Source organism: Janthinobacterium aquaticum, assembly GCF_009208565.1.
Taxonomy (GTDB): Bacteria; Pseudomonadota; Gammaproteobacteria; order Burkholderiales; family Burkholderiaceae_D; genus Janthinobacterium.
Genome location: NZ_WFLK01000001.1, coordinates 275,991 through 301,960, shown reverse-complemented (window position 1 = coordinate 301,960; position 25,970 = coordinate 275,991). Strand labels below are relative to the sequence as shown.

Below are 25,970 nucleotides of genomic sequence, written 5' to 3'. Positions count from 1 at the left end.
TATGCTGTGTTCATCGTTATTTGCACGATGAACGCGCATGCCTGACGATACCCACATAGTCAACACGGAGCACAGCGCCACCCACGGCGCCTGGCACGCGGAGCTGCGCCTCGAGTTTGCGCTCGACGATGGGTTCAGCCGCCTGGTGGGGCGCCGCCATAGCGGCCCACTGCGCGTGCAAAAGCCGCTGTACCCGGAAGGCGGCGCGCTGTGCCACGCCATCATTATCCATCCGCCTGGCGGCGTGGTGGGCGGCGACCAGCTCGATGTGCAGGCCCATGTCGGCGCCGGCGCCCAGGCGCTGCTGACGGCGCCCGGTGCGGCCAAGTGGTACCGCGCCAATGGCCATGTCACGCGCCAGCAGGTACGGCTGCAGGCAGACGCCGGCGCGGCCATCGAGTGGCTGCCGCAGGAAAGCATTTTCTTTGACCAGGCCTGCGTGCAGCTGCGCCACGAGGTCGAGCTGGCGGCCGACGCCAGCTATCTGGGCCTCGATATCGTCTGCCTGGGCCGCAGCGCCTCGGGCGAAAAATTCAATAGCGGCAGCATCAGCCAGCACACCCAGATTCGCCGTGGCGGCAAGTTGCTGTGGTGGGAGCAGGGCGTGCTGGCCGCTGGCGGCGCCCTGATGCACAGCGCGCTGGGCATGGCCGGCCATAGCGTGTGCGCCACCCTGATTGCCGTCGGCACCGTGCTGCCAGCGTCGTTGGTGGCCACACTGCGCGCGCTGGCGCAGCCGGCCGGTGCGCTGTTGGGCGTCACGCAAATCAAGGCGCTGGTGGTGGTGCGCCTGTTGTGCAGCGACAGCGAGGCGGCGCGCCACCTCATGCTGCAGGCCTGGCAATTGCTGCGTCCGGCCCTGCTGGGGCGCCCCGGCATCGTGCCGCGCATCTGGAATACCTGACCCGAAAGAGACCATGGACCTGACTCCACGAGAAAAAGACAAGCTGCTTATTTTTACCGCGGCGCTACTGGCCGAGCGGCGTCTGGCGCGCGGCCTGCAACTCAATTACCCGGAAGCGGTGGCCCTGATCACGGCCGCCATCATGGAAGGGGCGCGCGACGGCAAGTCGGTGGCGCAGCTGATGTCGGACGGCACGCAGATACTGACGCGCGCCCAGGTGATGCCGGGCATACCCGAGATGATTCCCGATATCCAGGTCGAGGCGACCTTCCCGGACGGCAGCAAGCTGGTGACCGTGCACCATCCGATCCCGTAATGTGCGCCGGCCAATAAACATCATGACCACAAAGGAGCCGCCATGACACCAGGCGAATATCAGTTGGAAGAGGGCGAAATCGGCCTCAATGCAGGCAGGTCTACCGCGACGGTGGTGGTGGCCAACCGTGGCGACCGGCCGATACAGGTCGGCTCGCATTTTCATTTCTTCGAGGTCAACCCGGCGCTGTCGTTCGAACGCTGGCGCGCTTACGGCATGCGCCTCAATATTGCCGCCGGCACCGCCGTGCGGTTTGAGCCGGGCCAGCAGCGCACGGTCGAACTGGTGGCGCTGGCCGGCGAGCGCAAGGTATTCGGCTTTGCCGGCGCCGTGATGGGCGAACTGAAAGATACTCCACCCGGAAAGGGCTGAGATGGCCAGTATTCCCCGCAGTGCCTATGCCGAGATGTTCGGCCCGACCACTGGCGACCGTGTGCGCCTGGCCGATACCGAACTGTTTATCGAGATCGAGCACGATTACGCGATCTACGGCGAGGAAGTCAAATTCGGCGGCGGCAAGGTAATCCGCGACGGCATGGGCCAGTCGCAGCGCAGTGCGGCCGAGGTGATGGATACCGTCATTACCAACGCCGTCATTATCGATCACTGGGGTATCGTGAAGGCCGATATCGGCTTGAAGAACGGCCTGATTTTCGGCGTCGGCAAGGCCGGCAACCCGGATATCCAGCCCGGCGTCACGCTGGCCATCGGCGGCGCCACTGAAATCATCGCCGGCGAAGGCATGATCGTCACCGCCGGCGGGGTCGATACGCATATCCATTTCATCTGCCCTCAGCAGATCGAGGAGGCCTTGATGAGTGGCGTGACCACCATGCTTGGTGGCGGCACCGGTCCGGCAGTGGGCACGGCGGCGACCACCTGCACGCCGGGACCATGGCATCTGCATTCGATGCTGGCCGCGGCCGATGCTTTTCCGATGAACCTGGGTTTTATGGGCAAGGGCAATGTCAGTCTGCCCACGCCGCTCGAAGAACAGGTGCGCGCCGGCGCCATCGGCCTGAAACTGCACGAGGACTGGGGCAGCACGCCAGCTGCCATCGACAACTGCCTGTCGGTGGCCGAACGGATGGATATCCAGGTGGCGCTGCACAGCGACACGCTTAACGAAGGCGGCTTTCTCGAGCATACGCTGGCTGCCTTCAAGGACCGCACCATCCATACCTTCCATACCGAAGGCGCTGGTGGTGGCCATGCGCCCGATATTATCGCTGCCGTCGGCCAGTCCAATGTGCTGCCGTCGTCGACCAATCCGACCCGCCCGTTTACCGTCAATACGCTCGACGAACACCTCGACATGCTGATGGTGTGCCACCATCTCGATCCGGCCATCGCCGAAGACGTGGCCTTTGCCGAGTCGCGCATCCGTCGCGAAACCATCGCCGCCGAAGATATCCTGCATGACCTGGGCGCCATTTCCATGATGTCGTCGGACTCGCAGGCGATGGGGCGGGTCGGCGAAGTGATCATGCGCACCTGGCAGACGGCGCACAAGATGAAGGTGCAGCGCGGCGCGCTGGCGCCCGACACGGCGCGCAGCGACAATTTCCGCGTCAAGCGCTATATCGCCAAATACACGATCAATCCGGCCATCACGCATGGCATCTCGCATCTGGTCGGCTCGATCGAAGCGGGCAAGATTGCCGACCTGGTGCTGTGGAAGCCGGCTTTTTTCGGCGTCAAGCCGTCGATGATCCTCAAGGGCGGCATGATTGCGGCGGCGCAGATGGGCGACCCGAATGCCTCGATTCCCACGCCGCAACCCGTGCACTACCGCATGATGTTCGGCGCCTTTGGCGGCGGGCTGAAAAAGTCGTTTACGTTTGTCTCGCAGGCAGCCTGGGAGCTCGATATCGGCCACCAGTTAAAGCTCAATAAAACCGTGCTGCCGGTCAAAAACATGCGCGGCCTGCGCAAGCACGACATGATCCACAACGGCGCTACGCCGCATATGGAAGTCGATCCTGAAACTTATGCCGTGCGTGCCGATGGCCAGTTGCTGGTATGCGAGGCCGCCAGCGTGCTGCCGATGGCGCAGCGCTATTTTCTTTTTTAAGGCGTCAACCCCATGCTCACTTTGCATACCAAAATCGATCCATCCGACCCTCGTCCGGCCGAAGCGCAGCTGGTGCTGCCTTATGACCTGCGCGAAAAATGCCGTTTGCGCGCCACCTTGTCGAACGGTGAAGAAGCGGCCGTGTTTACCGTGCGTGGAACGGTGCTGCGCGATGGCGAACGCTTGACCGGCCCCGATGGCCGGGTAGTACAGATCGTCGCCGCGCTTGAACCGACTTATCTGGTGCGCTGCCCCGATGCGCATACGCTGCTGCGCTGCGCTTTTCATCTCGGTAACCGCCACACCCAGGCGCAACTGGGCGACGGCTGGCTGCGCATCCGCCGCGACCCGGTGCTCAAAGAAATGCTCGAAGGGCTGCGCGCCACCGTCAGCGAAGAAAACGGGCCGTTCGAGCCCGAGGCGGGCGCTTACGGCGGCGGCCACGGTCATCATGACGGCCATGGCCAGCATCTGCTGGCGCCGGTGCCGCTGCGCCAGAAAATCCATCGTCCCGGCGACCGTAGCTGATGCAGGCGCAGGCCCTGCTGCATCTGCTGCAGTTTGCCAGCCCGGCCTTGCCGATCGGCGCCTACAGTTATTCGCAGGCGCTCGAAGCGGCGTTGGAAAGCGGCGCCGTGCACGACGCGGCCACGGCGCGCAGCTGGATCGCCGATTCCCTGCACCAGGTGATGGCGCGCTGGGATGGGCCGCTTTGCTGGCGCCTGATGCAAGGCTTTGCGCAGCACGACGCCGATAGCGTGGCCTGCTGGAGCGAGCGCTTTATCGCCTCGCGCGATACGGCGGAGTTCCGCGCTGAAACCGTGCAGATGGGCTATTCGCTCAACAAGCTGCTGCAGGAACTGGGCGTGGTAGATGAGACCAGGCTGGCCATGCTGCAGGCGGGCGGCGAAGTCACGCTGCCTGCCGCCTACGCCTGCGCGGTGGCGGCGCTGGCCATCCCGCATGAGGAAGCGCTGCTGGCGATGCTGTTTGCCTGGGCAGAAAACCAGGTACTGGTATGCGTCAAGTCGGTGCCGCTGGGGCAGGTGGCGGGCCAGCGCATGCTGCTGTCGCTACGCGATGAACTGGCAGCGGCGGCGCAGACGGCGATGCAGCTGGGCGACGAAGAAATGGGCAACTGGACACCGGGATTGTCGCTGCTGTCGATGCGCCACGAGGTGCAGTACAGCCGGCTGTACCGATCATAACCATCAGGAGAAAACATGAACATGACATCGAACCCGCTGCGCGTGGGTATAGGCGGGCCGGTCGGCTCGGGCAAGACGGCGCTGTGCGAAATGCTGTGCAAGGGCATGCGCGAGCGCTACGACATGGCCGTTATTACCAACGATATCTACACCAAGGAGGACATGGAAATCCTGCTGCGCGCCGACGCGCTGCCGGCCGAGCGGCTGATGGGGGTGGAAACGGGCGGCTGTCCGCATACGGCCATCCGCGAAGACGCGTCGATCAACCTCGAAGCGATTGCGCGCATGCAGGCTGATTTTCCGGCGCTGGACCTGATCCTGGTCGAGTCGGGCGGCGACAACCTGGCAGCGACCTTCAGCCCCGAGCTGTCGGACCTGACCATTTATGTAATCGACGTGGCCGGCGGCGAGAAAATCCCGCGCAAGGGTGGCCCCGGCATTACCCGTTCGGACCTGCTGATCATTAACAAGACCGACCTGGCGCCGCATGTGGGCGCGAACCTCGACATCATGGCGCAGGACGCCAAACGCATGCGTGGCGAACGCCCGTTTGTGTTTACCAACCTGCGCAGCGGCGACGGTGTAGAGGCCGTTATGCAATTTATCCGCGAGCAGGGTTTGCTCGATCAGAAAAAGGACATGCCATGAACCATAAAAACAGTAATCTGATACTGGCCGGTGCGGCCCTGTCGCTGCTGGCCATGCCGGCTTTTGCCCACCCGGGCCATGGCGAGGCGCTGGGCTTTTTCGATGGCCTGGCCCATCCGTTTACCGGCCTTGACCATCTGCTGGCCATGCTGGGCCTGGGGCTATGGGGCGGCCAGCAGCGGCGCAGCCTGGCGCAGCCTGCCACCTTTCTCGCCATGATGTTGGTCGGTGCGATGGTCGGCATGGCCGGCTTGACGGTACCGGGGCTGGAGACGGGCATTGCCGCCACCGTGGCGCTGACCGGCCTTGCCATTGCGCTGGCGTTGTCGCTGCCGGGCTGGCTGGCCACCAGCCTGGTCGGCCTGTTTGCGCTGGCACACGGCAATGCGCATGGCCAGGAATTGCCGTCGGCATCGGCGGCGGCCGGGTTTATGCTGGCCTCGGCAGTACTGCTGATGGCCGGGCGCCTGGCTGGCCAGGTGCTGGCTGAACGCATGCTGCGTGCCGCCGGCGTGGCCATGACGGCGGCCGGCGTGGTGCTGATGGGGATGAACTAAAACTGCACCAGCCGCCGCGCTAGCCCGGCCGCTTGTCCGACAGCACGATCGGCGCGGCATCCTCGGGGTGCAGCCCCTTGTAGTTGGCATAGACGGCGGCAATGGCCGCCATGTCGGCCTCCTTGTCGCCCGTCAGCGTCAGGTGGTCGACCAGTCCCAGCACCTTGCTTGGGTAATCGATATACACCAGCACCAGCGGCACCTTGGCTGCCAGCGCCAGGTGGTAAAAACCGCTGCGCCAGTTGGGGCGATAGCTGCGCGTGGCCTCGGGCGTAATGGCCAGCCAGTACCAGTCGGCAGCGAGCATGCGCTGGGCCTGGGTTTCAATGGTATTGCTGGTGGTGCTGCGGTCGACCGGTTCGCCACCGAGGTATCGCATGATTTTGCCCAGCGGGCCGCGAAACAGCGAGTCCTTGGCCAGCCAGCGAAACGGCAGGTCGAGCGCCCACTTGCCGAACAGGCCGATAGGGAAATCCCAGTTCGACGTATGCGGATAGACCACCACGATGCCGCGCGGACCGGGCAGCGGACGAAAACGCAATCGCCAGCCGAACAGATTGAGCACCCGCAGCGCACTGCGCTGGCGCCAGGTGGGCAGCGTTTGCGGCTGTACGAAATAGTCGTCCATGGGTCTCCTCTGTACCTTTATCCTGGTTGCAATGGCGCGAGCGGCGGCCATTTCATATCGCAAAAATTTCTGCGCAGGCATTTTATATGCGGCAGCGTGCATCGGCAAGCAGAGGCATTGCCGCCTTTTGGCCGAGCATGGGCGGCTCGCGCGAATAAGGGCTGGAAGGAGAGGAGGCGTAGGTCGGATTAGGCCCCGCAGGGGCCGTAATCCGACAATACCATTGACGCTAACAATGTTGTCGGATTACGCGGGGCTTTGCCCCGCTAATCCGACCTACACTCAGGCCAGTGCCGGATAGTCGGTATAGCCTTCTGCGGCCGGGGCGTAAATCGTTGCCGGGTTGAGCGTATTGAGCGGCGCACCGGTGCGCAGGCGTGCCGGCAGGTCCGGGTTGGCGATAAACCACAGGCCGAACGCCACGGCGTCGGCTTCGCCTTTGGCCAGCAGCGCTTCGGCCGCTGCCTGGTCCATCTTTTCGTTGGCGATATAGGCGCCGCCGAACTGTTCTTTCAGGTACGGACCCAGACGGTCGTCGCCCAGCGCTTCGCGCGCGCAGATAAAGGCGATGCCGCGCTTGCCCAGTTCGCGTGCCACGTAGCCGAAAGTTTCCTTCGGCGTCGAGTCGCCCATGTCATGCGAATCGCGGCGTGGCGCCAGGTGCATGCCGACCTTGTCGGCGCCCCAGACGTCGATACAGGCATCGGTCACTTCGAGCATCAAACGGGCGCGGTTTTCAATCGAGCCGCCGTACTGGTCGGTACGTGTATTGGTGCTGTCTTGCAGGAACTGGTCGAGCAGATAGCCGTTGGCGCCGTGCACTTCGACGCCGTCAAAACCGGCCTTTTTGGCGTTTTCGGCGCCCTTGCGGTAGGCGGCAACCACACCCGGAATTTCTTCGAGGTCCAGTGCGCGCGGGGTCACGTATTCCTGCATCGGACGCACCAGGCTGACATGGCCGGCCGGTTTGATGGCGCTCGGCGCCACCGGCAGGTCGCCGTCCAGGAACAGCGGCGCCGAAATACGGCCCACATGCCACAGCTGCAGCACGATCTTGCCGCCGGCGGCGTGTACGGCGCTGGTAATCTTTTTCCAGCCTTCGACCTGTTCATCGGACCAGATGCCAGGTGTATGCGCGTAGCCGACGCCTTGCGGGGTGACGGCGGTCGCTTCGGTAATGATCAGGCCGGCCGAAGCGCGCTGGACGTAGTACTCGACCATCAGATCGTTCGGTACACGGCCCGGGTTGTCGGCGCGCGAACGCGTCAACGGCGCCATGATGATACGGTTTTTCAGTGCCAGGCTGCCGATGGTAACAGGATCAAATAAGGTGCTCATTGTTTCGCTTTCATATCAGGATGGCCGCGGTAGCGGCAGGGAAACTGCGCTTACAAACCTTGCTGCAACTGCTCAAGAAAGGCGGCAATGGTCGCTTCATTACGCTTGAACAAGCTCCATTGCCCCACTTTGTAGCTTGAAATCAAATCTGCCTTCTGCAAGACGGCCAGGTGCGCCGACACGGTCGACTGCGACAAAGCCAGGTGACGGTCAATCAGGCCCGCACACACGCCAAACTCCAGCGGGTGGACCTGGTCGCTGAAATACTGCTTTGGCGTTTTCAGCGCCTGCAGAATTTCGCGCCGTACCGGATTGGCCAGCGCCTTGTGTATCGCATCGATGTCCATCAATTCTCCTGGCCGGCAGGGCGCACCCTGTGCATATCGGCATTTCTCGATTTCAATATCGCTTTTTTACGATATTGCATTGCGTTAGCATAGTACGATAGAAAACGATAACGTGCTGGGCCGGTGTAATTTGAGCCGGCCCCGTACTTCATCGAGCGAAATAAAACAGCAGCAACGCCAGCACGGCCGGCACGGTCTGGATGTACAGGATGCTGGTCTTGACAGTGGCCGCGCCCCAGATACCGGCTACGGCAATGCAGCCCAGGCCATACAGCGTAAATGCCTGCGCTACGGTCGCGTCCGGCAGGAACATGCCCAATGCCAGCGCCGCGACCAGGAAGCCGTTATAGCAGCCCTGGTTGGACATGGCGGCGCGCACGATTTCGGCCTTTTCCTTCGATAAGCCGAATACCTTGCGGCCGCGGGCGTCGAACAGGATGGTTTCAAGCAGCACGATATACACATGCAAGAGCAAAATAAGGGCGGTCAGTGCTTTGGCTGCGGTCAGCATCGTGTCTCCAGAATGATGGGTAAAGCGCAATTATCAGCCAGGCCGGCTTGTTGCGGAATTGTTTGTTTAGAGCAATAACACTAGCGCGATATGCTTTGGGCAAGATTTTGCCGCGAATGCTATACTCGCCGCTCTTTTGCTCCTGTGGGGACGACCCTGCCACGGTGATGGGGCTGCATGGCGGGGACGACCCTGCCGCCTCGGGAGAAAAACATGTCGTGGATGATACTGGTATTGGCTGGCCTGCTGGAAATCGGCTGGGCCATCGGCTTGAAATACAGCGCCGGCTTTACGCGCCTGGTGCCTTCGGTGCTGACGGCTGTTTCCATGCTGGGCAGCGTCGTGATGCTGGGCCTGGCCTTGCGCACCTTGCCGCTGGGCACGGCTTACGCCATCTGGACCGGCATCGGCACGGTGGGCACGGCCATCTTCGGCATGATGGTGCTGGGCGAACCGTCGAGTGCGGCGCGCATCGTTTGCATCGCCTTGATCGTTTGCGGCATCCTCGGGTTGAAACTGCTGAGTCCGCAGTAAGGCTGACGGTGGGTGTCGGGTTACGCTGCGCTAACCCGACCTACACCGACCTGCGCCGACCTGCAAATTCGAGAGTACGCGATGACTTATCTGTATCTGGCCATTGATCAGAAGCCCGGGTTGACGCGCGCCAGGTAGTACCACTCGGCGTTGGCCTGGGCATTGACGTCCGGGAACAGGATAGTTGCATCGAACTCGGCCGTGACCGGCGTGCCATCGGCGCGCACGCCGATCTGCTCGCCCTGTTTGACCGTATCAAAGCTCGACCAGGTTTTGATAAAGCGGTCGTTGGCGTCAAGCTTGTCGTGCACCACCACCATGCTCAGCGCTTCCATGTCGGCGTCGGCAATCGGCTCCGGCTGCGGCGCAGCGACCAGGCCGAGGAAGGCCAGCGTGTTGCGGATGGCCCGGTAGGCGACGTCCGGCGCGGCCGGATCGGCATGCTGGCCGCATTCGAGCGTCAGGGCATAGCCGCCGGTCGAGCGCATGTATTCGGTGGTGCCCACGCCGTAGCGCAGCACCATGCCGACCTGCTCGCTGCTGCCCATGCGGCGCTGCACGCCCTGGCCGTAGGTCTGCAGCCAGCCGTCGACAAAGCGGCGCACGCCCAGGCGACGCGCCAGTGCGCGCTCTTGCTCTTCATGCTGGAACGGCTGCAGCGGGCCGTCGTTGTTGCGCGGGCCGACCATCACGAAGGGCTGGCTGTCGGCGTTGAACGAATGCAGGTCAAGCAGCACGTCATGCTGGCTCAGCAGCGGGCACAGCCAGTTGGCGATGCGGTCTTCGAAGTCTTGCGGGTGCGCGTTCGGAAACAGGTTGCGGTTCAGGTTGCGCTCGCCGCTGCGCTGGCCTTTGGCATACGCCAGCGGATTGGTGATCGGCACAAAGGTCACGCTGCCGGCCAGGATCGGCAGTTCGCCGCTGTCGATTTCCGCCATCACGCGCAGTATGCCCTTGGTGCCACAGGTTTCGTTGCCGTGCACGGCGCCGGTCACGATCAGGCGCGGCCCCTGGCCCTGGCCGGTATAGTTGATGGATTTGAAGTGGTGTGCGCTGTGCATGCTCTCTGGTCCTATGGTGGAAACGGGTCGCCGTATTTTATTTCATCTGCCTGCCGTTCTGTAAAAATCTGGCCAGGGCAGGGCACGCCATGGCATGATCGGCGCCTGTTCACTATTGCTTGCGATTCATGTCCGGTCTTGCTCCATCTTCCCGCCTGCACGGCTTGGATACCCTGCGCGCGCTGGCCATTGTGCTGGTGTTCATGAATCATTACCGGCTGTTTGTCAGCGACGGTGATGCCTTTGGCTTCTGGGGCGAGGTGGGCTGGGTCGGGGTCGACCTGTTTTTTGGCCTTAGCGGCTATCTGATCGGCAACCAGATCTTTGCGGCACTGCGTAGCGAACACGGTTTTTCGCTGCCGCGTTTTTATGCGCGCCGTTTTTTGCGCACCTTGCCGAACTTTTATGTGGTACTGGCACTCTATTATCTGTGGCCGGCTTTTCGCGGCGACAGCCCGCTGTTGCCGCTATGGCGGTTTTTGACCTTTACGCAAAATATCAATCTGAACCCCGGCACGGCGTTTTCGCATGCCTGGTCGCTGTGCGTGGAAGAACAGTTTTATGTACTGCTGCCAGCCGTGGCCTTGCTGATCGCTGCCTGCCGCCAGTCGCTGTCCTGGGCGTGGGCGGCGGTGGCGGCCAGTTTTGCAGCCGGCATGCTGGTGCGCAGCTATCTGTGGCAGGAGCATGTGCCCGGGCCGCAAAGCCTGTATGGCTACTACAAATATATCTACTACGCGTCATGGTGCCGCTTTGACGAGCTGGTGGCCGGCGTGGCGCTGGCGCTGCTGAAAAACTACCATCCACGGGCCTGGCAGCGCGCCACCTCGCATGGCAACCTGGCGTTGCTGGCCGGACTGGCGGGCGCCGCGCTGGTGTTGCCGGTGTTTTTTGCGCACCACTATGACTACTGGGTAACGGTGTTTGGCTATCCCGCGCTGGCGCTGAGTGTCACGCTGCTGCTGGTCGCTGCCATGAGTCCGGCTAGCCTGCTGTACCGGCTGCGCGTGCCCGGCGCGGCCAGCCTGGCCCTGTGGTCGTATGCGATTTACCTGCTGCACAAGCAGCTGTGCATCATGCTCAAGCCGCTGCTGCAGGCGCAGGGTCTTGGCCCTGACGGCTGGCCGGCGATGCTGGTGATGGCGGCGCTGAGCGTGCTGACTGGCTGGCTGCTGTACGCGCTGGTGGAAACGCCGTTTATGCGCCTGCGCCAGCGTTATGTGTCATCGAACGCTCGTTGCTAGATGTCGATCACGTCCAGCCCGCGCGGCGTGCCCACCAGCAGTTCCAGCACCGCATGTGCGCGCACCTGGTCCGGTTCGTGTTCGGTATTGCGGATCAGCGCGCGCAGGCCCGGCACTGCTTCCACGGTATGCGCGCTGTCATAGGCGCGCATCAGCATCAGCACCAGATCGGCGGCGCCGGCGCCGGGCGAGCGACGCAGCCGTTCATGGATGGCGGCCAGCAAAGCCTGCTGCATGCGCGGCGTCGGATGAGTAATATAGGCAAACACGCTGGGGGTGGCGGCAATGGCCGCGCCGATGCGCCGCTCGATCTCATCGGGCTTGACGTCGGACGCGATATCGAAATAGGCGGCATCCCAGCGCGTGCGCGCATGTGGATGGTTGGGCGGAAAGGAGTCGGCGGTTTCAAAGCCGCACCAGCGGCTCAAAGCTTTCAGCCAGGAAAGAAGGGTAGAGTTCATGCCGCGATTCTAGCGATATTTGCGTGGCCGTGGTCAGCCTGCCTTTTGTATGGCCGACGCCCGGCAATCGCAATCAAAACAGAATGAAGTTTCCTGTAAAACAGCCCTTGTCATTACGGGAAAGCCTCTCTATAATGCTGGTCTTCGGGCGGTTAGTTCAGCTGGTTAGAATACTTGGTCGACATCCAAGGGGTCGGGGATTCGAATTCCTCACCGCCCACCAGAATATGCAGCAAGGTAATAATCAAGGCAGCGCAAGCTGCAAGTGATGATTAAAAAAGTCATCAAAAAAAAGTTTTACGGGCGGTTAGTTCAGCTGGTTAGAATACTTGGTCGACATCCAAGGGGTCGGGGATTCGAATTCCTCACCGCCCACCAGAATGCAGTTCAGAGAGAAAGAAAGGTTATCCGGTTATGACACCGCGAACTACTACCAGGATTTGGGAGTGACGCTAGTCGATCGGGTTTGCTTTGTCTCAAAAAAGTGAAAAACGCGGCTAGTCCGCGTTTTTTTGCGTCTGCGTTTTCCTTTCAGTTCTATCCACACATTATTTAGCAGTTTTACCTGGCGCCAGCGCCGACATGGAGATCAATATGCTTACAATCCGACTTCCCGATGGTTCCGCCCGTCAATTTGACGGCCCGGTCACCGTGGCCCAGGTTGCGGCCAATATTGGTACCGGCCTGGCCAAGGCTGCGCTGGCCGGCAAAGTTGACGGCAAGCTGGTCGATACGTCCCATCTGATCGAGCAGGACGCCGAAGTGGCGATCGTGACCGACAAGGACGCCGATGGCCTGGAAGTGATCCGCCATTCGACCGCTCACTTGCTGGCCTATGCCGTCAAGGAACTGTTCCCCGAAGCGCAAGTGACCATCGGCCCGGTGATCGACAACGGCTTCTACTACGACTTTGCCTACAAGCGCCCGTTTACGCCGGAAGACCTGGCGGCGATTGAAAAGAAAATGGCCGAGCTGGCTAAAAAAGACGAGCAGGTATCGCGCAAGGTGGTGTCGCGCGACGAGGCGATTGAATACTTCAAAGGTATCGGTGAAGCTTACAAGGCCGAGCTGATCGGCGCCATTCCGGCCGACCAGGAAGTATCGCTGTATTCGGAAGGCAAGTTCACCGACCTGTGCCGCGGCCCGCACGTGCCGTCGACGGGCAAGCTGAAAGTGTTCAAGCTGATGAAGCTGGCCGGCGCCTACTGGCGCGGCGACTCGAAAAACGAGATGCTGCAGCGTATCTACGGCACCGCCTGGGCTAAAAAGGAAGACCAGGAACTGTATCTGCACAACCTGGAAGAAGCGGAAAAGCGCGACCACCGCAAGCTGGGCAAGCAGCTCGACTTCTTCCACTTCCAGGAAGAAGCGCCAGGCCTGATCTTCTGGCATCCGAAAGGCTGGTCGATCTGGCAGCAGGTCGAGCAATATATGCGCAATGTGTACCAGGTCAACGGCTACCAGGAAGTCAAGGCGCCGCAGATTCTGGATCGTGGCCTGTGGGAAAAGACCGGTCACTGGGATAACTACCGTGAAAACATGTTTATCACGGAGTCGGAAAACCGCGCCTATGCATTGAAGCCGATGAACTGCCCTGGTCACGTGCAGATTTTCAACAACGGCATGCGCAGCTACCGCGACCTGCCGCTGCGCTACGGCGAATTCGGCCAATGCCACCGCAACGAGCCGTCCGGCGCGCTGCACGGCATGATGCGCGTGCGCGGCTTTACGCAAGATGACGGCCATATTTTCTGTACCGAAGACCAGATCGCCGGCGAAGTGACGGCCTTCCATCAGCAGGCCATGGATGTGTATACGGCATTCGGTTTTACCAATATCGACGTCAAGCTGGCGCTGCGTCCGGACAGCCGCATCGGCACCGAAGAGTCGTGGGACAAGGCGGAAGAATCGTTGCGTTCGGCCCTGCGCGCATGTGGCGTGGAGTGGACGGAGCTGCCGGGCGAGGGCGCTTTCTATGGTCCGAAGATCGAATACCATCTGAAGGACAGCCTCGGCCGCGCCTGGCAGGTGGGCACGGTGCAGATCGATCCGTCGATGCCGGGTCGCCTGGGCGCCGAATATGTGGCGGTTGATAACACGCGCCAGGTGCCGATTATGCTGCATCGCGCGATCGTCGGTTCGCTCGAACGTTTTATCGGTATCCTGATCGAACACTATGCTGGTGCGATGCCGTTGTGGCTGTCGCCGATGCAAGTGTCGGTGTTGAATATTTCCGACGCCCAGGCCGATTATGTGCAACAAGTAACAACAAAACTGCGCAAAGCGGGGCTGCGCGTACAGGCTGATTTGCGCAACGAGAAGATTACCTATAAAATACGTGAACATTCCGTTCAAAAAATGCCTTACATCCTGGTGATCGGGGATAAGGAGCGGGATGCCAATACCGTGGCCGTGCGGGCGCGGGGTAATGTCGACCTGGGCGTAATGTCCGTCGACGCCCTGATCGAGCGACTCAAACATGAAGTCGACACCAAGGCCTGACGAGGAAACTCGCAGCACGACCGTCTTATCAGATTTTTAAAGGAAATTACAATAGCTACTGACAAGTCACATCGCATCAATGGCGAAATCACTGCCCCTGAAATGCGTTTAAGCGGGGTCGATAACGAGCCACTCGGTATCGTGAGTTTGGCCGAAGCCTTCCGCCTGGCGGAAGAGGCTAACGTCGACCTGGTGGAAATTGCGCCAACCGCGCAGCCACCGGTATGCCGTTTGATGGACTACGGCAAATTCAAGTATTCGGAGCAGAAAAAAGCTCACGAAGCGAAATTGAAGCAAAAGATCATTCTCGTGAAGGAAGTTAAATTCCGTCCGGGTACTGATGATGGTGACTACAATATCAAGCTGCGCAATCTCATCAAGTTTCTTGAAGATGGCGATAAAACCAAAATCACGCTGCGTTTCCGCGGTCGTGAGATGGCGCACCAGGATATTGGCTTCCGCATGCTGGAACGTCTGAAGGCCGATCTGGAGCCGCATGGCCAGGTTGAGCAGTTTCCAAAGATGGAAGGCCGTCAGATGATCATGGTTCTGTCGCCGAAGAAGAAAAAGTAAGCTACAATAGCGGTTCTCTGTGGATGGCAGGTGTTTGCGCCAGTGTTGGTGCAGCAAGTCGTCCCGGAAAAATTTGAGCGGCCCGTTCAGCAATGGACGGGCCGCTCGAAACTGTAGTGGACTCGCATCCGCTGCACAACATGTGAAAGCAGGCATCTAAGCGCGACGTCGTGTTGCCACCTGCAATCCTGTTATAAATGGAGCTGTCCGTAAGAGGACAGATTGCTATGCCTAAAATGAAGACCAAAAGCTCCGCGAAAAAACGTTTTCGCGTGCGTCCAGGTGGTACTGTGAAGTCGGGTCAAGCGTTCAAACGCCACATCCTGACCAAGAAAACCACCAAAAACAAACGTCAGCTGCGCGGTACCCGCAACATCAACGCTTCGGACGTGACGTCCGTACTGCGTATGATGCCGACTGCTTAATCTCACACTCAATTTAAGGAGTTACTATGCCTAGAGTAAAACGTGGGGTTACAGCTCGTGCCCGTCATAAGAAGATTCTTGTTCAAGCTAAAGGCTACCGTGGTCGCCGCAGCCGTGTATACCGTGTTGCCAAGCAAGCAGTTATGCGCGCTGGCCAATACGCATACCGCGATCGCCGCAACAAGAAACGCGTTTTCCGCCGCCTGTGGATCGCCCGTATCAACGCTGCTTCCCGTGAGCATGGCGTAACGTACAGCGTATTCATGAACGGCCTGAAAAAAGCAAATATCGAACTGGACCGTAAAGTCCTGGCCGATATGGCTGTGATGGACAAGCCAGCATTCGCTGCGATTGTCAACGCAGTTAAAGCAAAAATCGCTGCGTAAGCACGGTCATTGCACAACGCTATTTTTACGATAGCGTTAAAAAGAGCGGGGCAGGGGTTTATACCTCGTGCCCCGTTTCCGTTTTTGATAGTTGGGCTCTCAGTCCCGGATAGATTTCCAAACAGGAAAAGCCGCATGAACTCCCTAGAAGAACTCGTTGTCTCGGCCCAGGCTGACTTTATCGCCGCCGCAGACGCTGCCGCACTTGAAAACGCCAAAGCCCGCTACCTGGGCAAGACTGGCCAGATTACTGAAATGATGAAGGGTCTGGGCAAGCTCGACCCTGACGCGCGCAAGGCGCAGGGCGCCCTCATCAACGCCGCCAAAGTGCAGATCGAAGACGCGCTGACCGCGCGCCGTGATGCGCTGGCCGACGCGCAGATGCAAGGCCGTCTGAACGCCGAAGCGATCGACGTGACCCTGCCAGGCCGTGGCCGCATGCCAGGCGGCATCCATCCGGTGATGCGCAGCTGGGAACGGGTCGAAGAAATCTTCCGCTCGATCGGTTTTGATGTGGCCGACGGCCCCGAAATCGAAACCGACTGGACCAATTTCACGGCTCTGAACAGCCCGGAAAACCATCCTGCGCGCTCGATGCAGGACACCTTCTATATCGACGGCAATGACACCGACGGCAAGCCTTTGTTGCTGCGCACGCACACCAGCCCGATGCAGGTGCGCTATGCGCGCACGCATACGCCGCCGATCAAGGTGATCGCGCCGGGCCGTACCTACCGCGTCGACAGCGACGCTACCCATTCGCCGATGTTCCACCAGGTCGAAGGCCTGTGGATCGCCGAAGACATCAGCTTTGCCGACTTGAAGGGCGTGTACCTGAACTTCGTCAAGGCATTCTTTGAAACCGACGACCTGCAGGTGCGTTTCCGTCCGTCGTACTTCCCGTTTACGGAACCGTCGGCCGAGATCGATATCGCGTTCGGTTCCGGCCCGCTGAAGGGCCGCTGGCTGGAAGTGTCGGGCGCCGGCCAGGTGCACCCGACGGTGGTGAAAAACTTCGGCCTCGATCCTGAAAAATTCATCGGCTTTGCGTTCGGCTCCGGCCTGGAACGCCTGACGATGCTGCGTTATGGCATCAATGACCTGCGCCTGTTCTATGAAGGCGATCTGCGTTTCCTGAAGCAGTTCAATTGAAGCATTGTCCCGTTTGATTTGCGGCGCTTGAGCGCCTTTGTGCTCGCGCCGCAATCGTTGATCTTTTGAAGGCTTGAATATGCAATTTTCCGAAAACTGGCTCCGTACCATGGTCGATCCGAAGATGACTTCGGACGAACTGTCCCATCTGCTGACCATGTCCGGTCTCGAAGTTGAAGACGTCGATCCGGTTGCCCCGCCATTCTCGAACGTGGTGGTGGGCCTGGTACTGGAAATGGAGAAACACCCGAACGCCGACCGCCTGAATGTGTGCAAGGTCGATGTCGGTACTGGCACCATGCTCAATATCGTCTGCGGCGCGCCCAACGTGCGCCCGGGCCTGCGCGTGGCCTGTGCCATGGCTGGCGCCGTGCTGCCGCCTGGCGCCGATGGCAAGCCGTTTGTCATCAAGGTCGGCCAGCTGCGCGGCGTCGAGTCGCAAGGCATGCTGTGCTCGGCGCGCGAACTGAAATTGTCGGAAGAAAACGCCGGCCTGCTCGAATTGCCTGACGACGCGCCGATCGGCCAGAATTTCCGCGACTACTACGCGCTCAACGACCTCAAATTCACCATCAAGCTGACCCCGAACAAGGCGGACTGCCTGTCGGTGCTGGGCGTGGCGCGTGAAGTGTCGGCGCTGACCGGCGTGCCGCTCAATGCGCCGCAGTTCGCAGCCGTACCGGTGTCGAGCGACGAAGTGCTGCCAGTCAAGGTCAGCGCACCGGATCTGTGCGGCCGCTTTACCGGTCGCGTGATCCGTGGCCTCAATGCACGCGCCGCTACGCCGGACTGGATGAAGCAGCGCCTCGAGCGCAGCGGCCAGCGTCCGCTGTCGGCACTGGTTGATATTTCCAACTATGTGATGCTGGAGCTGGGGCGTCCTAGCCATGTGTTTGACCTGGCCAAGATTCATGGCGGCCTGGATATCCGCTGGGGCAAGGCAGGCGAGTCGGTCAAGCTGTTGAACGGCAATACCGTGGCGGTCGATGACTGGATCGGCGTGATTGCCGACGACCAGGAAATCGAATCGCTGGCCGGCATCATGGGCGGCGACGCCAGTTCGGTGTCCGACGACACCGACAGCATCTACCTGGAAGCGGCATTCTGGTGGCCAAACGCCATCCAGGGCCGTGCCCGCCGTCTCAATTTCTCGACTGATGCGGCGCACCGTTTCGAGCGTGGCGTCGACTTTGCCACCAACGTCGAGCATATCGAACGCATTACCGCGCTGATCGTGGAAATCTGCGGCACGCCGGGCACCACCGTCGGCCCGGTCGACGACCATGTGGTCAACCTGCCGCAGCGCAAGGCTGTCACCATGCGCACGGCGCGCGCGCAGAAAGTTATCGGCGTGCCGTTGACTGACGAGGTCGTGGCCGATATCTTTACGCGCCTGGCGCTGCCGTTCGTGCAGGCCGACGGCGTGTTCTCGGTGACTTCGCCCAGCTATCGTTTCGATATCGAGATCGAGGAAGACCTGATCGAGGAAGTGGCCCGCGTCTACGGCTTTGAAAACATTCCTGCGCTGGCGCCGGTTGCGGCCAATGTGATGCAGATCGCCCCGGAAAACACGCGTTCGCTGTTTGCCGTGCGCCATGAACTGGCCGACCTCGGTTACCAGGAAGTGGTCAACATGAGCTTTGTCGATGCTGGCTGGGAGCGCGATTTTTCGGGCAACAACAACCCGATCAAGCTGCAAAATCCGATTGCCAGCCAGATGAGCGTGATGCGCTCGTCGCTGATCGGCAGCCTGATCGCCAACGTGCGCTACAACCTGAACCGCAAGACCAATCGCGTGCGCATCTTCGAGGTGGGCGCGATCTTCCATCGTAACGAGACGGCCATCAATGGTCCCTTGTCGGTGGCCGGCTACGACCAGCCAAAACGCGTGGCTGCCATGGCCTACGGTGCCGTCGCGGACGAGCAATGGGGCCAGGCTGCACGCACGGTCGACTACTTCGATGTGAAAGCCGACCTTGAAGCGCTGTTCGCGCCGCTGGTGCTGCGCTTTGCAAAGGCAGAGCATCCGGCGCTGCATCCGGGTCGCTCGGCAACCGTCGAACTCGATGGCAAGGTGATTGGCTTTATCGGCGAATTGCACCCGCGCTGGATGCAGAAATACGATCTGCCACAGGCGCCGGTACTGTTTGAAGTCGATGCTGCGGCACTGGAGCAGCGCACGCTGCCGGTGTACGCGGAAATCTCGAAATTCCCGGGCGCCAGCCGCGATCTGGCGGTGGTTGTCAAGCAGGCCGTGCCGGTGCAGGACGTGCTCGACACGCTGCACAAGGCAGCGCAGGGCAGCAGTGCCGCGCGTGTGGTGCAAGCCATTGTTTTATTTGATGAATATCGTGGAAAAGGTCTGGAAAGCGATGAAAAAAGCCTTGCTTTCCGGATTAGCTTGCAAGATACTCAAAATACCCTGCAGGATGACGTGGTCGATGGCTTGATGGCCGTGCTGATCGAAGCCGTCAAGCAGGCGCACGACGCAAAACTGCGTTCGTAATTGCCGGAAGGCCGTCGCCACCATGCGACGGCCTTCCGCCGTAAACAGGCCGCGTGTTTGTCATGGACAAACAGCAGGCGCACAGAAAAGGCAGGGCAGGAAAATTAATAATAGCGACGTTGATTCCGCCGTACTGCAGTCCGCACTGGCTGCCGATCTGCATCGGGCCATGCTGGTTGCCAAAGTGCGCCAGGAAGCGGAAAAAGATCTTCCCACCTTGACCAAGGCTGAACTGGCCGAACTGCTGTTCGAGCAAGTGGGCCTGAACAAGCGTGAAGCAAAAGACATGGTGGAAACCTTCTTTGACGAGATACGCAATGCGCTCGAGCGCGGCGAAGCGGTCAAATTGTCCGGTTTCGGCAACTTCCAGCTGCGCGACAAGCCGCAGCGGCCGGGGCGCAACCCCAAGACCGGCGAAGAGATTCCCATTACGGCGCGCCGCGTCGTGACCTTCCATGCCAGCCAGAAGCTCAAGGGCATGGTCGAAGAAACCAGTCCGCTGGCCCGCGCGGCCTGAGTGAATGGCGATGAACGAGCGCATCAGTAAAACGGAGTTGATCGCCTTGCCGCCGATTCCGGCCAAGCGCTATTTCACGATCGGCGAAGTGAGCGAGTTGTGCGGCGTCAAGCCGCATGTGCTGCGCTACTGGGAGCAGGAGTTCTCCCAGCTCAAGCCGGTCAAGCGGCGCGGCAATCGCCGCTACTATCAGCACCACGAAGTGCTGCTGATACGGCGCATCCGCGAGCTGCTGTACGAGCAGGGCTTTACCATCAGCGGTGCGCGTAACAAGCTCGACAGTCGTGGCGCAGCGCATGTCAATCTGGCAGACGATTTCACGCCGCCGGTTCCTGATGTGGTCGCCGCGCCGCCCGAACCGGTCGAGCCGCCGCTGGACCGGCAATGGATACGCGCCGAGTTGTTGGCGATACTGGCCTTGCTAAAATAGAACTCGGTCTTATATAGCCAGGGTTGTGTTTTATAACGCTGTTTTTTTTTGATTAAAATGCAGGGGCGCACGGCTTGTATCGTGTGCGCCGTGTGTTTTACTTATAATGCTTAGGTTGCGTTTTTGTTAGTGACGCTGAACCGGCGCGGTGTGCCGCGTCGGGAGTCTTTCCCAGGCAAGGAAAATTTAAGGGGAAACAATGATACGCGTTGCCATTTGTGATGACCACCAAATAGTACGAGCTGGATTCAAGCAGATTTTTTCGTCGTCAGGCGATTTCAGTGTGGTGGCGGAAGCCGGTACCGGGCGCGAGGCGCTCGATATCGCCCGCCGCGAAATATGTGATGTGCTGTTGCTCGATATCGCCATGCCCGACCAGAGCGGCATCGATACCTTGCGCACCATCCGCCAGGGCCAGCCCGAACTGCCGGTGCTGATCCTGAGCGGCTACCCGGCACAGCAGTACGCGCTGAACCTGTTCAAGATGGGCGCCAACGGCTACCTGAACAAGGAGTGCGAGGCTGACGAGCTGATGACGGCCGTGCGCACCGTGTACCAGGGCCGCCGCTATGTCAGCTCGACCGTCGGCGAGTTGCTGGCGCAGTCGTTCGACCGCGACACCAATGCGGCGCTGCACACCGAACTGTCGGATCGCGAATTCCAGGTGTTTTTGCGCCTGGCGCGCGGCGCCACCGTCTCCGATATCGGCGTGGCGCTGTCGCTGAGCATCAAGACCGTCAGTACCTACCGCACGCGCATTATGGAAAAAATGGGCTTGCAATCGAACAGCGACTTGACCTATTACGCAATGAAAAACAATTTGCTTGACTAGCGCGACGGTGCGATCATGGCTCATGATCGCCCGGCTTGCCTGATAGCATGGTCTTGATGTTGCGTGACGCAGCACCCGTAAGCGAGATTGATGACACACAGGCGTCGGCATGTTGACCGGCGCCCAGCTTGCCAAGGATGCACATCAGGATGTACTTCACCGTTGAACCGGCCCCGAAACACCGCCTTCCCTTCTTCAAGACAGCGCTGTTCTTCGTCTGCGCGCTGCTGCTTGTCGGCAACGGCTTCAGCCTTTACCACAATCTCCAGTCCCTCAAGCGTACCAATACACTGCTGAGCCAGAGTGCGCTGGTGGCCGACCGCCTGCAGTATCTCAATGTGCTGGTGCTCGATGCCGAGAGCAGCCTGCGCGGCTATTTCCTGTCGGATGCCGATACCTATCTGGGGCCGTCGAAAACCGCCACTGCCGAGATTGAAAAGGAGCTGCATGGCCTGGAGGTGCTGCTGGCCAACAGCCCCAGTCAGCTCAAGAACCTGGCGCAGCTCAAGACGCTGATCCGGCGCAAAATGCTGACACTCGATGAATCGATCAACGTCTACAAGCAAGGTGGCCTGTCCGATATCGTCAATATTGCCCGCGTCAGCGACGAACGCGCCGCCATGGACGAAATCCGCCTGCAGGTGGTGATCATGGTGCGCGAGCAGAGCGAGTCGCTGGCCACCGGCAGCGCCGCGTTTTACCGCGAATATCAGAATGCGGTGGTGTTTGGCATTGGCATCAATGCGCTGGCGATTGCGGTGCTACTGATGTTCTACCAGCTGGTGCGGATCAGTTTTCGCACGCGCGCCGCCGCCGAATTTGCTCTGCAAAACGCCAACGACAATCTGGAGTCAACTGTGGCCAAGCGTACCGAGCAGCTATCGGTGCTGTCGCGCCATCTGATCAGTGTCAGCGAAGAGGAAAAAGCGCGCCTGGCGCGCGAGCTGCATGACGAGCTCGGTGCCCACCTGACCTCGATCAGCATGGACTTGGGCGCCGTCACGCAGCAGCTGGCGCAAACGCAACCCGAACTGGCGGCCCAGCTGCGCCGCGCCAAGGCGACGCTGCTGGAAACGGTGGAACTGAAGCGGCGCATCGTCGAAGATTTGCGGCCCAGCCTGCTCGATAATCTGGGCCTGTGCGCGGCCATAGAGAGCTATTGCATGGAATTTACGCGCATCAGTTCGGTGCGCTGTGAAACAGACGTCAGCATCAGCCTCGATATCCGCGAGCCGACGCTGACCATCGCCGTGTTTCGCATCGTGCAGGAATCACTGACCAATATCCTCAAATATGCGCGCGCCTCGGCGGTCAGCGTGACCCTCAGGCGCAATGAGCAGGGCTTGCTGCTGCGCGTGCTCGATGATGGTGTCGGCATTGCCGAGGACGCGCTGCAAAAGCCCATGTCGCATGGTTTGCTGGGCATGCGCGAACGCGCTTTGCTGCTTGGTGGCACGCTGAGCGTGCGGCCCGGCCCCGGTGGCAAGGGCACTTGCGTGGAAGCGCTGATACCGTTGCCGCTGATGCCGGAGCCGCTGCAAGAAGACGCCGAGCTGCGCCCAGCGTAGGTCGGCATTGGTCGATGTACGTCGATGTACGTCGGCGTAGGTCGGCTTAGCGCAGCGTAAGCCGACGTTACCAGCGAATTATCCCTCCCCCCCCCGGTTTGCTTTTGGAACAAAAAAAACACCAACGGCCAGGAAATTCCTGGCCGTTTGGTGTTTGATCGGTAGAGTAGCTTAGCAGCGCGCTACATCGCGCAGCAGGCGGTCGTATTCGGTCTTGGCAACCTTGTAGCATTCGCCTGCGTAGGACTCCAGGCCAGCGCGGTCCAGCACCGTGATATTGCCACGGCGGTAGTGGATCAGGCCTTCATCCTGCAGCTTGCCGGCGGCGGCGGTGATGCTCTCGCGGCGCACGCCCAGCATGATCGAGATCAGTTCCTGCGTGACTTTCAATTCATTCGATGGCGAGCGGTCCAGGCGGTCGAGCAGCCAGCGGCACAGCTTTTGTTCGATCGAGCTGTGACGGCCGCCAACGGCGTTTTGCGCCATCTGGGCAAACAGGGCATTGGTATAGCGCATCAGCAACTGTGGCAGGGCGCCGCCCTGGTTGAAGGCGTCGCGCAGGCTTTGCGTTTTCAGGCGATAGCCGTAACCGGCGCTCTGCACGACGGCGGTGCACATGGCGCGCTCGCCCGGCACCAGCGATACGCCGACCACGCCTTCATGGCCGACCACGGCGATCTCGGTGGTGGCGCCGTCTTCCATTACATACAGCAGCGACACGATGGCATTGGTCGGGAAGTAGGTGTATTCCAGGCAGTTGCCATAGGCGAACAGCTCTTTGCCGAAAGGCATCTCGACCAGTTCCAGGTCTTCAAACAGCGATTCCAGCGCTGCGCGCGGCAGGGCGCCCAGCAATTCATTCTGTTGTGCGCTGCTGAGGCTGACACGCGACGCAAGCTTGATCTCGCGGCCGGCAGCTGGCATGGCCAGTGGCAGCATGGCGGATTTGGTGGCTGAGACGCTAAGTTGAGTGTGGTTCATATGTTTCCTCGCAGGCTGTTACATCGGGTGCGCCTGCTGCGCTGGCCGGTCAATCTTCGAGAGATTTTCTTCGTGCCGCGCAGTGCAGATCGCGATGTAGCTACTTTACGGGCATATGTAATTGGCGAACATAAGATTAGCAGTCGCCGTTTTGTAGTCTCAATTGAGGTCGCCTTGTAGTCCTAGTCCTACGAGCGCACGATTGAAATGGTAGCGGAGCGCTCCTGGCATGGGATTCATGCTGGCTGGCGCCCTGAAACGCCGCAGAAAGCGGCTTTGGAGGTGAGTTCAGATAGTACTCCAACTTTTTAATTTGGGCCGTTCTGTAGGACGGCGTGTAGGACGCCCGGTGTCCGTCCTTGCCAGGCAGGTGATCGATGCCCGGCGGGCGCTGGAACAGTTCACACGGAAGGGCCATCATTCTGTAAAATCGAGGGTTTTTTGCAATGGCCATATTATGGGACGCCCCAGATGGTCACCAATATGGCTAACGAGAACAACATGACAGCGACAGATTCGACCGATACCACCGATAACAACGAGATAGCAGCGTCGGCGGCCAGCAGCAAGACCCCTGCGATGATCGCGCGCGAAGTGCAGCGCCGCCGCACGTTCGGCATCATCTCCCACCCGGATGCCGGTAAGACCACGCTGACCGAAAAACTGCTGCTGTTCTCGGGCGCGATCCAGATGGCCGGTACCGTCAAGGCGCGCAAGTCCGGTCGCCACGCCACGTCGGACTGGATGGAAATCGAGAAGCAGCGTGGCATTTCGGTCGCCTCGTCGGTGATGCAGTTCGAGTTCCGCGACCACGTGGTCAACCTGCTCGACACCCCGGGTCACCAGGACTTCTCGGAAGACACTTATCGCGTGCTGACGGCGGTCGACTCGGCGCTGATGGTGATCGATGCGGCCAAGGGCGTGGAAGCGCAGACCATCAAGCTGCTCGACGTGTGCCGCATGCGCAATACGCCGATTGTCACCTTCATGAACAAGATGGACCGCGAAACGCGCGATCCGCTCGACCTGCTCGACGAACTCGAGTCGGTGCTCAAGATCCAGTGCGCGCCGGTGACCTGGCCGATCGGCATGGGCAAGAACTTCCGCGGCGTGTACCACCTGCTCAACGATACGATCATGCTGTTCAAGGCCGGTGAAGAAAAGGCCGACGGCGCCTTTGAGATCATCAAGGGCATCGACAATCCGCGCCTGCAGGAGATGTTCCCGCTGGAGATGGATCAGCTGCGCATGGAAGTCGAACTGGTGCACGGCGCCTCCAATCCGTTCGACCTCGAACAATTCCTGGCCGGCGTGCAGACGCCGGTGTTCTTCGGCTCGGCCATCAACAACTTCGGCGTGCGCGAGATTCTGTCGGCGCTGGTCGATTGGGCGCCCGCGCCACGCGAACGCGATGCCACGGTGCGTTCGGTCGAGCCGTCCGAGCAGCCGTTTACCGGCTTCGTGTTCAAGATCCAGGCCAATATGGACCCGGCCCACCGCGACCGCATCGCTTTCCTGCGCGTGTGCTCGGGGCGCTTCGAGCGTGGCATGAAGGTCAAGCATTTGCGCCTGGGCCGCGATATCAAGGTGTCCTCGGTGGTGACGTTCATGGCATCGTCGCGCGAACAGGTGGAAGAGGCGTACGCCGGCGACATTATCGGCCTGCCGAACCACGGCAATATGCAGATCGGCGACAGTTTTTCCGAAGGCGAGATGCTGACCTTTACCGGCATTCCGTACTTTGCGCCGGACTTCTTCCGCTCGGTACGCATCCGCAATCCGCTCAAGATCAAGCAACTGCACAAGGGCTTGCAGCAGCTCGGTGAAGAAGGCGCGGTACAGGTGTTCAAGCCGGTGCAGGGCGGCGAACTGGTATTGGGGGCAGTCGGCGTGCTGCAGTTCGAAGTGGTCGCCAGCCGCCTGCTCAACGAGTACGGCGTCGACGCCGTCTTCGAAGGCACCAGCATCAGCAGCGCGCGCTGGGTCTCGAGCGACGACAAGAAGGCGCTGGTCGACTTTGAAAACGCGCTCGGTCACAATGTGGCCTATGACGCGGCCGGCAATATGGCCTACCTGGCCACCTCGGGCGTCAATCTGCGTCTGACGCAGGAGCGCTGGCCCAAGCTGACTTTCCACGCTACCCGCGAGCATTCGGCCAAGCTGGCGTAGGCTGGCAATACGTTGATGCTTGATCGGTCTGCGTAGGTCGGATTAGGCCCCGCAGGGGCCGTAATCCGACAACATTGTTGGCGTCAGCGGTGTTGTCG

Annotated in this window: 28 protein-coding genes and 2 tRNA genes; 23 read left to right on the top strand and 7 right to left on the bottom strand. The window is 60.5% G+C overall.

Annotated elements, in window-relative coordinates; translation table 11 throughout:
- The first annotated feature begins 37 nt into the window (after positions 1-37).
- The 8 genes from GCM43_RS01320 to GCM43_RS01285 are packed head-to-tail and all read left to right on the top strand — an operon-like array spanning position 38 to position 5,707.
- Positions 38-904, top strand: a complete 867-nt coding sequence (locus GCM43_RS01320; protein ID WP_152241702.1) for an urease accessory protein UreD — start codon at positions 38-40, stop codon at positions 902-904.
- Positions 905-917: 13 nt separating this feature from the next.
- Complete coding sequence (locus GCM43_RS01315) at positions 918-1,220, top strand: urease subunit gamma (RefSeq protein WP_152241701.1); 303 nt, start codon at positions 918-920, stop codon at positions 1,218-1,220.
- Positions 1,221-1,262: 42 nt separating this feature from the next.
- Positions 1,263-1,592 (top strand): urease subunit beta, encoded by a 330-nt coding sequence (locus GCM43_RS01310; RefSeq protein ID WP_152241700.1) that lies wholly within the window; start codon positions 1,263-1,265, stop codon positions 1,590-1,592.
- Position 1,593: 1 nt separating this feature from the next.
- A complete protein-coding gene (ureC, locus tag GCM43_RS01305) occupies positions 1,594-3,294 on the top strand; it encodes an urease subunit alpha (RefSeq protein ID WP_152241699.1) in 1,701 nt (566 codons plus the stop codon).
- A 12-nt stretch (positions 3,295-3,306) separates the two neighbouring features.
- A complete protein-coding gene (ureE, locus tag GCM43_RS01300; RefSeq protein WP_152241698.1) occupies positions 3,307-3,822 on the top strand; it encodes an urease accessory protein UreE in 516 nt (171 codons plus the stop codon).
- A complete protein-coding gene (locus GCM43_RS01295) occupies positions 3,822-4,502 on the top strand; it encodes an urease accessory protein UreF (RefSeq protein ID WP_152241697.1) in 681 nt (226 codons plus the stop codon). The genes ureE and GCM43_RS01295 overlap by 1 nt, the downstream gene beginning before the upstream one ends.
- A 15-nt stretch (positions 4,503-4,517) precedes the next feature.
- Positions 4,518-5,150, top strand: a complete 633-nt coding sequence (gene ureG / locus GCM43_RS01290; protein ID WP_152241696.1) for an urease accessory protein UreG — start codon at positions 4,518-4,520, stop codon at positions 5,148-5,150.
- Positions 5,147-5,707: a HupE/UreJ family protein gene (locus GCM43_RS01285; RefSeq protein WP_152241695.1), complete on the top strand. Its 561-nt coding sequence runs from the start codon at positions 5,147-5,149 to the stop codon at positions 5,705-5,707. The genes ureG and GCM43_RS01285 overlap by 4 nt, the downstream gene beginning before the upstream one ends.
- A 19-nt stretch (positions 5,708-5,726) precedes the next feature.
- Here GCM43_RS01285 and GCM43_RS01280 read toward each other — a convergent pair whose 3' ends face one another.
- From GCM43_RS01280 to GCM43_RS01265, 4 genes are all read right to left on the bottom strand, one after another.
- Complete coding sequence (locus GCM43_RS01280) at positions 5,727-6,335, bottom strand: 1-acyl-sn-glycerol-3-phosphate acyltransferase (protein ID WP_152241694.1); 609 nt, start codon at positions 6,333-6,335, stop codon at positions 5,727-5,729.
- Positions 6,336-6,617: 282 nt separating this feature from the next.
- Positions 6,618-7,673 (bottom strand): alkene reductase, encoded by a 1,056-nt coding sequence (locus GCM43_RS01275; protein ID WP_152241693.1) that lies wholly within the window; start codon positions 7,671-7,673, stop codon positions 6,618-6,620.
- Positions 7,674-7,723: 50 nt separating this feature from the next.
- On the bottom strand, positions 7,724-8,020 hold the full coding sequence (locus tag GCM43_RS01270; protein WP_152241692.1) for an ArsR/SmtB family transcription factor: 297 nt from the start codon (positions 8,018-8,020) through the stop codon (positions 7,724-7,726).
- A gap of 148 nt (positions 8,021-8,168) precedes the next feature.
- Positions 8,169-8,531, bottom strand: a complete 363-nt coding sequence (locus GCM43_RS01265) for a DUF1304 domain-containing protein (RefSeq protein ID WP_152241691.1) — start codon at positions 8,529-8,531, stop codon at positions 8,169-8,171.
- A 213-nt stretch (positions 8,532-8,744) separates the two neighbouring features.
- Here GCM43_RS01265 and sugE point away from each other — a divergent pair, with 213 nt between their 5' ends.
- Entirely contained in the window at positions 8,745-9,065 is a 321-nt protein-coding gene (gene sugE / locus GCM43_RS01260) for a quaternary ammonium compound efflux SMR transporter SugE (protein WP_152241690.1), read from the top strand.
- 107 nt (positions 9,066-9,172) lie between these two features.
- Here sugE and GCM43_RS01255 read toward each other — a convergent pair whose 3' ends face one another.
- Entirely contained in the window at positions 9,173-10,126 is a 954-nt protein-coding gene (locus GCM43_RS01255; RefSeq protein WP_152241689.1) for a M14 family metallopeptidase, read from the bottom strand.
- A gap of 128 nt (positions 10,127-10,254) precedes the next feature.
- On the opposite strand from GCM43_RS01255, the gene GCM43_RS01250 reads away from it, so the two are divergent.
- Positions 10,255-11,370, top strand: coding sequence for an acyltransferase family protein (locus GCM43_RS01250; protein WP_152241688.1), 1,116 nt, complete (start codon positions 10,255-10,257; stop codon positions 11,368-11,370).
- On the opposite strand, the gene GCM43_RS01245 is transcribed toward GCM43_RS01250, so the two are convergent.
- Positions 11,367-11,831 carry a hypothetical protein gene (locus GCM43_RS01245; RefSeq protein ID WP_152241687.1) on the bottom strand — a complete coding sequence of 155 codons (465 nt, stop codon included), beginning with the start codon at positions 11,829-11,831 and terminating at the stop codon, positions 11,367-11,369. The two genes, GCM43_RS01250 and GCM43_RS01245, sit on opposite strands and share 4 nt — an antisense overlap.
- A gap of 146 nt (positions 11,832-11,977) precedes the next feature.
- On the opposite strand from GCM43_RS01245, the gene GCM43_RS01240 reads away from it, so the two are divergent.
- From GCM43_RS01240 to GCM43_RS01185, 12 genes are all read left to right on the top strand, one after another.
- A tRNA-Val gene (locus tag GCM43_RS01240) sits at positions 11,978-12,054 on the top strand.
- A 78-nt stretch (positions 12,055-12,132) separates the two neighbouring features.
- Positions 12,133-12,209: transfer RNA gene (locus GCM43_RS01235), tRNA-Val, on the top strand.
- 216 nt (positions 12,210-12,425) lie between these two features.
- Entirely contained in the window at positions 12,426-14,333 is a 1,908-nt protein-coding gene (thrS, locus tag GCM43_RS01230) for a threonine--tRNA ligase (RefSeq protein ID WP_152241686.1), read from the top strand.
- Between the two features lie 27 nt (positions 14,334-14,360).
- On the top strand, positions 14,361-14,906 hold the full coding sequence (gene infC, locus GCM43_RS01225) for a translation initiation factor IF-3 (protein ID WP_264372634.1): 546 nt from the start codon (positions 14,361-14,363) through the stop codon (positions 14,904-14,906).
- 227 nt (positions 14,907-15,133) lie between these two features.
- Positions 15,134-15,331: a 50S ribosomal protein L35 gene (gene rpmI / locus GCM43_RS01220; RefSeq protein ID WP_152242011.1), complete on the top strand. Its 198-nt coding sequence runs from the start codon at positions 15,134-15,136 to the stop codon at positions 15,329-15,331.
- Between the two features lie 26 nt (positions 15,332-15,357).
- Positions 15,358-15,717, top strand: a complete 360-nt coding sequence (rplT, locus tag GCM43_RS01215; protein ID WP_010399214.1) for a 50S ribosomal protein L20 — start codon at positions 15,358-15,360, stop codon at positions 15,715-15,717.
- Between the two features lie 135 nt (positions 15,718-15,852).
- Positions 15,853-16,869: a phenylalanine--tRNA ligase subunit alpha gene (pheS, locus tag GCM43_RS01210; protein ID WP_152241685.1), complete on the top strand. Its 1,017-nt coding sequence runs from the start codon at positions 15,853-15,855 to the stop codon at positions 16,867-16,869.
- Between the two features lie 79 nt (positions 16,870-16,948).
- Entirely contained in the window at positions 16,949-19,375 is a 2,427-nt protein-coding gene (gene pheT, locus GCM43_RS01205; RefSeq protein ID WP_152241684.1) for a phenylalanine--tRNA ligase subunit beta, read from the top strand.
- 169 nt (positions 19,376-19,544) lie between these two features.
- Positions 19,545-19,892 (top strand): integration host factor subunit alpha, encoded by a 348-nt coding sequence (locus GCM43_RS01200; RefSeq protein WP_152241683.1) that lies wholly within the window; start codon positions 19,545-19,547, stop codon positions 19,890-19,892.
- Positions 19,893-19,902: 10 nt separating this feature from the next.
- On the top strand, positions 19,903-20,322 hold the full coding sequence (locus GCM43_RS01195) for a MerR family transcriptional regulator (protein ID WP_152241682.1): 420 nt from the start codon (positions 19,903-19,905) through the stop codon (positions 20,320-20,322).
- A gap of 199 nt (positions 20,323-20,521) precedes the next feature.
- A complete protein-coding gene (locus tag GCM43_RS01190; RefSeq protein WP_076571670.1) occupies positions 20,522-21,154 on the top strand; it encodes a response regulator in 633 nt (210 codons plus the stop codon).
- A 149-nt stretch (positions 21,155-21,303) separates the two neighbouring features.
- On the top strand, positions 21,304-22,722 hold the full coding sequence (locus GCM43_RS01185; protein WP_152241681.1) for a sensor histidine kinase: 1,419 nt from the start codon (positions 21,304-21,306) through the stop codon (positions 22,720-22,722).
- A 171-nt stretch (positions 22,723-22,893) separates the two neighbouring features.
- On the opposite strand, the gene GCM43_RS01180 is transcribed toward GCM43_RS01185, so the two are convergent.
- Entirely contained in the window at positions 22,894-23,703 is an 810-nt protein-coding gene (locus tag GCM43_RS01180) for a Crp/Fnr family transcriptional regulator (protein ID WP_152241680.1), read from the bottom strand.
- Positions 23,704-24,204: 501 nt separating this feature from the next.
- Between GCM43_RS01180 and GCM43_RS01175 the strand changes: the two genes are divergently transcribed.
- Positions 24,205-25,872 carry a peptide chain release factor 3 gene (locus GCM43_RS01175; RefSeq protein ID WP_152241679.1) on the top strand — a complete coding sequence of 556 codons (1,668 nt, stop codon included), beginning with the start codon at positions 24,205-24,207 and terminating at the stop codon, positions 25,870-25,872.
- Positions 25,873-25,970 lie beyond the last annotated feature (98 nt).

What these genes read in the sequence shown, in the direction of transcription:
- GCM43_RS01320 (WP_152241702.1), top strand. Translation starts at nt 38, where the DNA reads ATGCCTGACGATACCCACATAGTCAACACGGAGCACAGCGCCACCCAC.
- GCM43_RS01315 (WP_152241701.1), top strand. Translation starts at nt 918, where the DNA reads ATGGACCTGACTCCACGAGAAAAAGACAAGCTGCTTATTTTTACCGCG.
- GCM43_RS01310 (WP_152241700.1), top strand. Translation starts at nt 1,263, where the DNA reads ATGACACCAGGCGAATATCAGTTGGAAGAGGGCGAAATCGGCCTCAAT.
- ureC (WP_152241699.1), top strand. Translation starts at nt 1,594, where the DNA reads ATGGCCAGTATTCCCCGCAGTGCCTATGCCGAGATGTTCGGCCCGACC.
- ureE (WP_152241698.1), top strand. Translation starts at nt 3,307, where the DNA reads ATGCTCACTTTGCATACCAAAATCGATCCATCCGACCCTCGTCCGGCC.
- GCM43_RS01295 (WP_152241697.1), top strand. Translation starts at nt 3,822, where the DNA reads ATGCAGGCGCAGGCCCTGCTGCATCTGCTGCAGTTTGCCAGCCCGGCC.
- ureG (WP_152241696.1), top strand. Translation starts at nt 4,518, where the DNA reads ATGAACATGACATCGAACCCGCTGCGCGTGGGTATAGGCGGGCCGGTC.
- GCM43_RS01285 (WP_152241695.1), top strand. Translation starts at nt 5,147, where the DNA reads ATGAACCATAAAAACAGTAATCTGATACTGGCCGGTGCGGCCCTGTCG.
- GCM43_RS01280 (WP_152241694.1), bottom strand. Translation starts at nt 6,335, where the DNA reads ATGGACGACTATTTCGTACAGCCGCAAACGCTGCCCACCTGGCGCCAG.
- GCM43_RS01275 (WP_152241693.1), bottom strand. Translation starts at nt 7,673, where the DNA reads ATGAGCACCTTATTTGATCCTGTTACCATCGGCAGCCTGGCACTGAAA.
- GCM43_RS01270 (WP_152241692.1), bottom strand. Translation starts at nt 8,020, where the DNA reads ATGGACATCGATGCGATACACAAGGCGCTGGCCAATCCGGTACGGCGC.
- GCM43_RS01265 (WP_152241691.1), bottom strand. Translation starts at nt 8,531, where the DNA reads ATGCTGACCGCAGCCAAAGCACTGACCGCCCTTATTTTGCTCTTGCAT.
- sugE (WP_152241690.1), top strand. Translation starts at nt 8,745, where the DNA reads ATGTCGTGGATGATACTGGTATTGGCTGGCCTGCTGGAAATCGGCTGG.
- GCM43_RS01255 (WP_152241689.1), bottom strand. Translation starts at nt 10,126, where the DNA reads ATGCACAGCGCACACCACTTCAAATCCATCAACTATACCGGCCAGGGC.
- GCM43_RS01250 (WP_152241688.1), top strand. Translation starts at nt 10,255, where the DNA reads ATGTCCGGTCTTGCTCCATCTTCCCGCCTGCACGGCTTGGATACCCTG.
- GCM43_RS01245 (WP_152241687.1), bottom strand. Translation starts at nt 11,831, where the DNA reads ATGAACTCTACCCTTCTTTCCTGGCTGAAAGCTTTGAGCCGCTGGTGC.
- thrS (WP_152241686.1), top strand. Translation starts at nt 12,426, where the DNA reads ATGCTTACAATCCGACTTCCCGATGGTTCCGCCCGTCAATTTGACGGC.
- rpmI (WP_152242011.1), top strand. Translation starts at nt 15,134, where the DNA reads ATGCCTAAAATGAAGACCAAAAGCTCCGCGAAAAAACGTTTTCGCGTG.
- rplT (WP_010399214.1), top strand. Translation starts at nt 15,358, where the DNA reads ATGCCTAGAGTAAAACGTGGGGTTACAGCTCGTGCCCGTCATAAGAAG.
- pheS (WP_152241685.1), top strand. Translation starts at nt 15,853, where the DNA reads ATGAACTCCCTAGAAGAACTCGTTGTCTCGGCCCAGGCTGACTTTATC.
- pheT (WP_152241684.1), top strand. Translation starts at nt 16,949, where the DNA reads ATGCAATTTTCCGAAAACTGGCTCCGTACCATGGTCGATCCGAAGATG.
- GCM43_RS01200 (WP_152241683.1), top strand. Translation starts at nt 19,545, where the DNA reads ATGCTGGTTGCCAAAGTGCGCCAGGAAGCGGAAAAAGATCTTCCCACC.
- GCM43_RS01195 (WP_152241682.1), top strand. Translation starts at nt 19,903, where the DNA reads ATGAACGAGCGCATCAGTAAAACGGAGTTGATCGCCTTGCCGCCGATT.
- GCM43_RS01190 (WP_076571670.1), top strand. Translation starts at nt 20,522, where the DNA reads ATGATACGCGTTGCCATTTGTGATGACCACCAAATAGTACGAGCTGGA.
- GCM43_RS01185 (WP_152241681.1), top strand. Translation starts at nt 21,304, where the DNA reads ATGTACTTCACCGTTGAACCGGCCCCGAAACACCGCCTTCCCTTCTTC.
- GCM43_RS01180 (WP_152241680.1), bottom strand. Translation starts at nt 23,703, where the DNA reads ATGAACCACACTCAACTTAGCGTCTCAGCCACCAAATCCGCCATGCTG.
- GCM43_RS01175 (WP_152241679.1), top strand. Translation starts at nt 24,205, where the DNA reads ATGACAGCGACAGATTCGACCGATACCACCGATAACAACGAGATAGCA.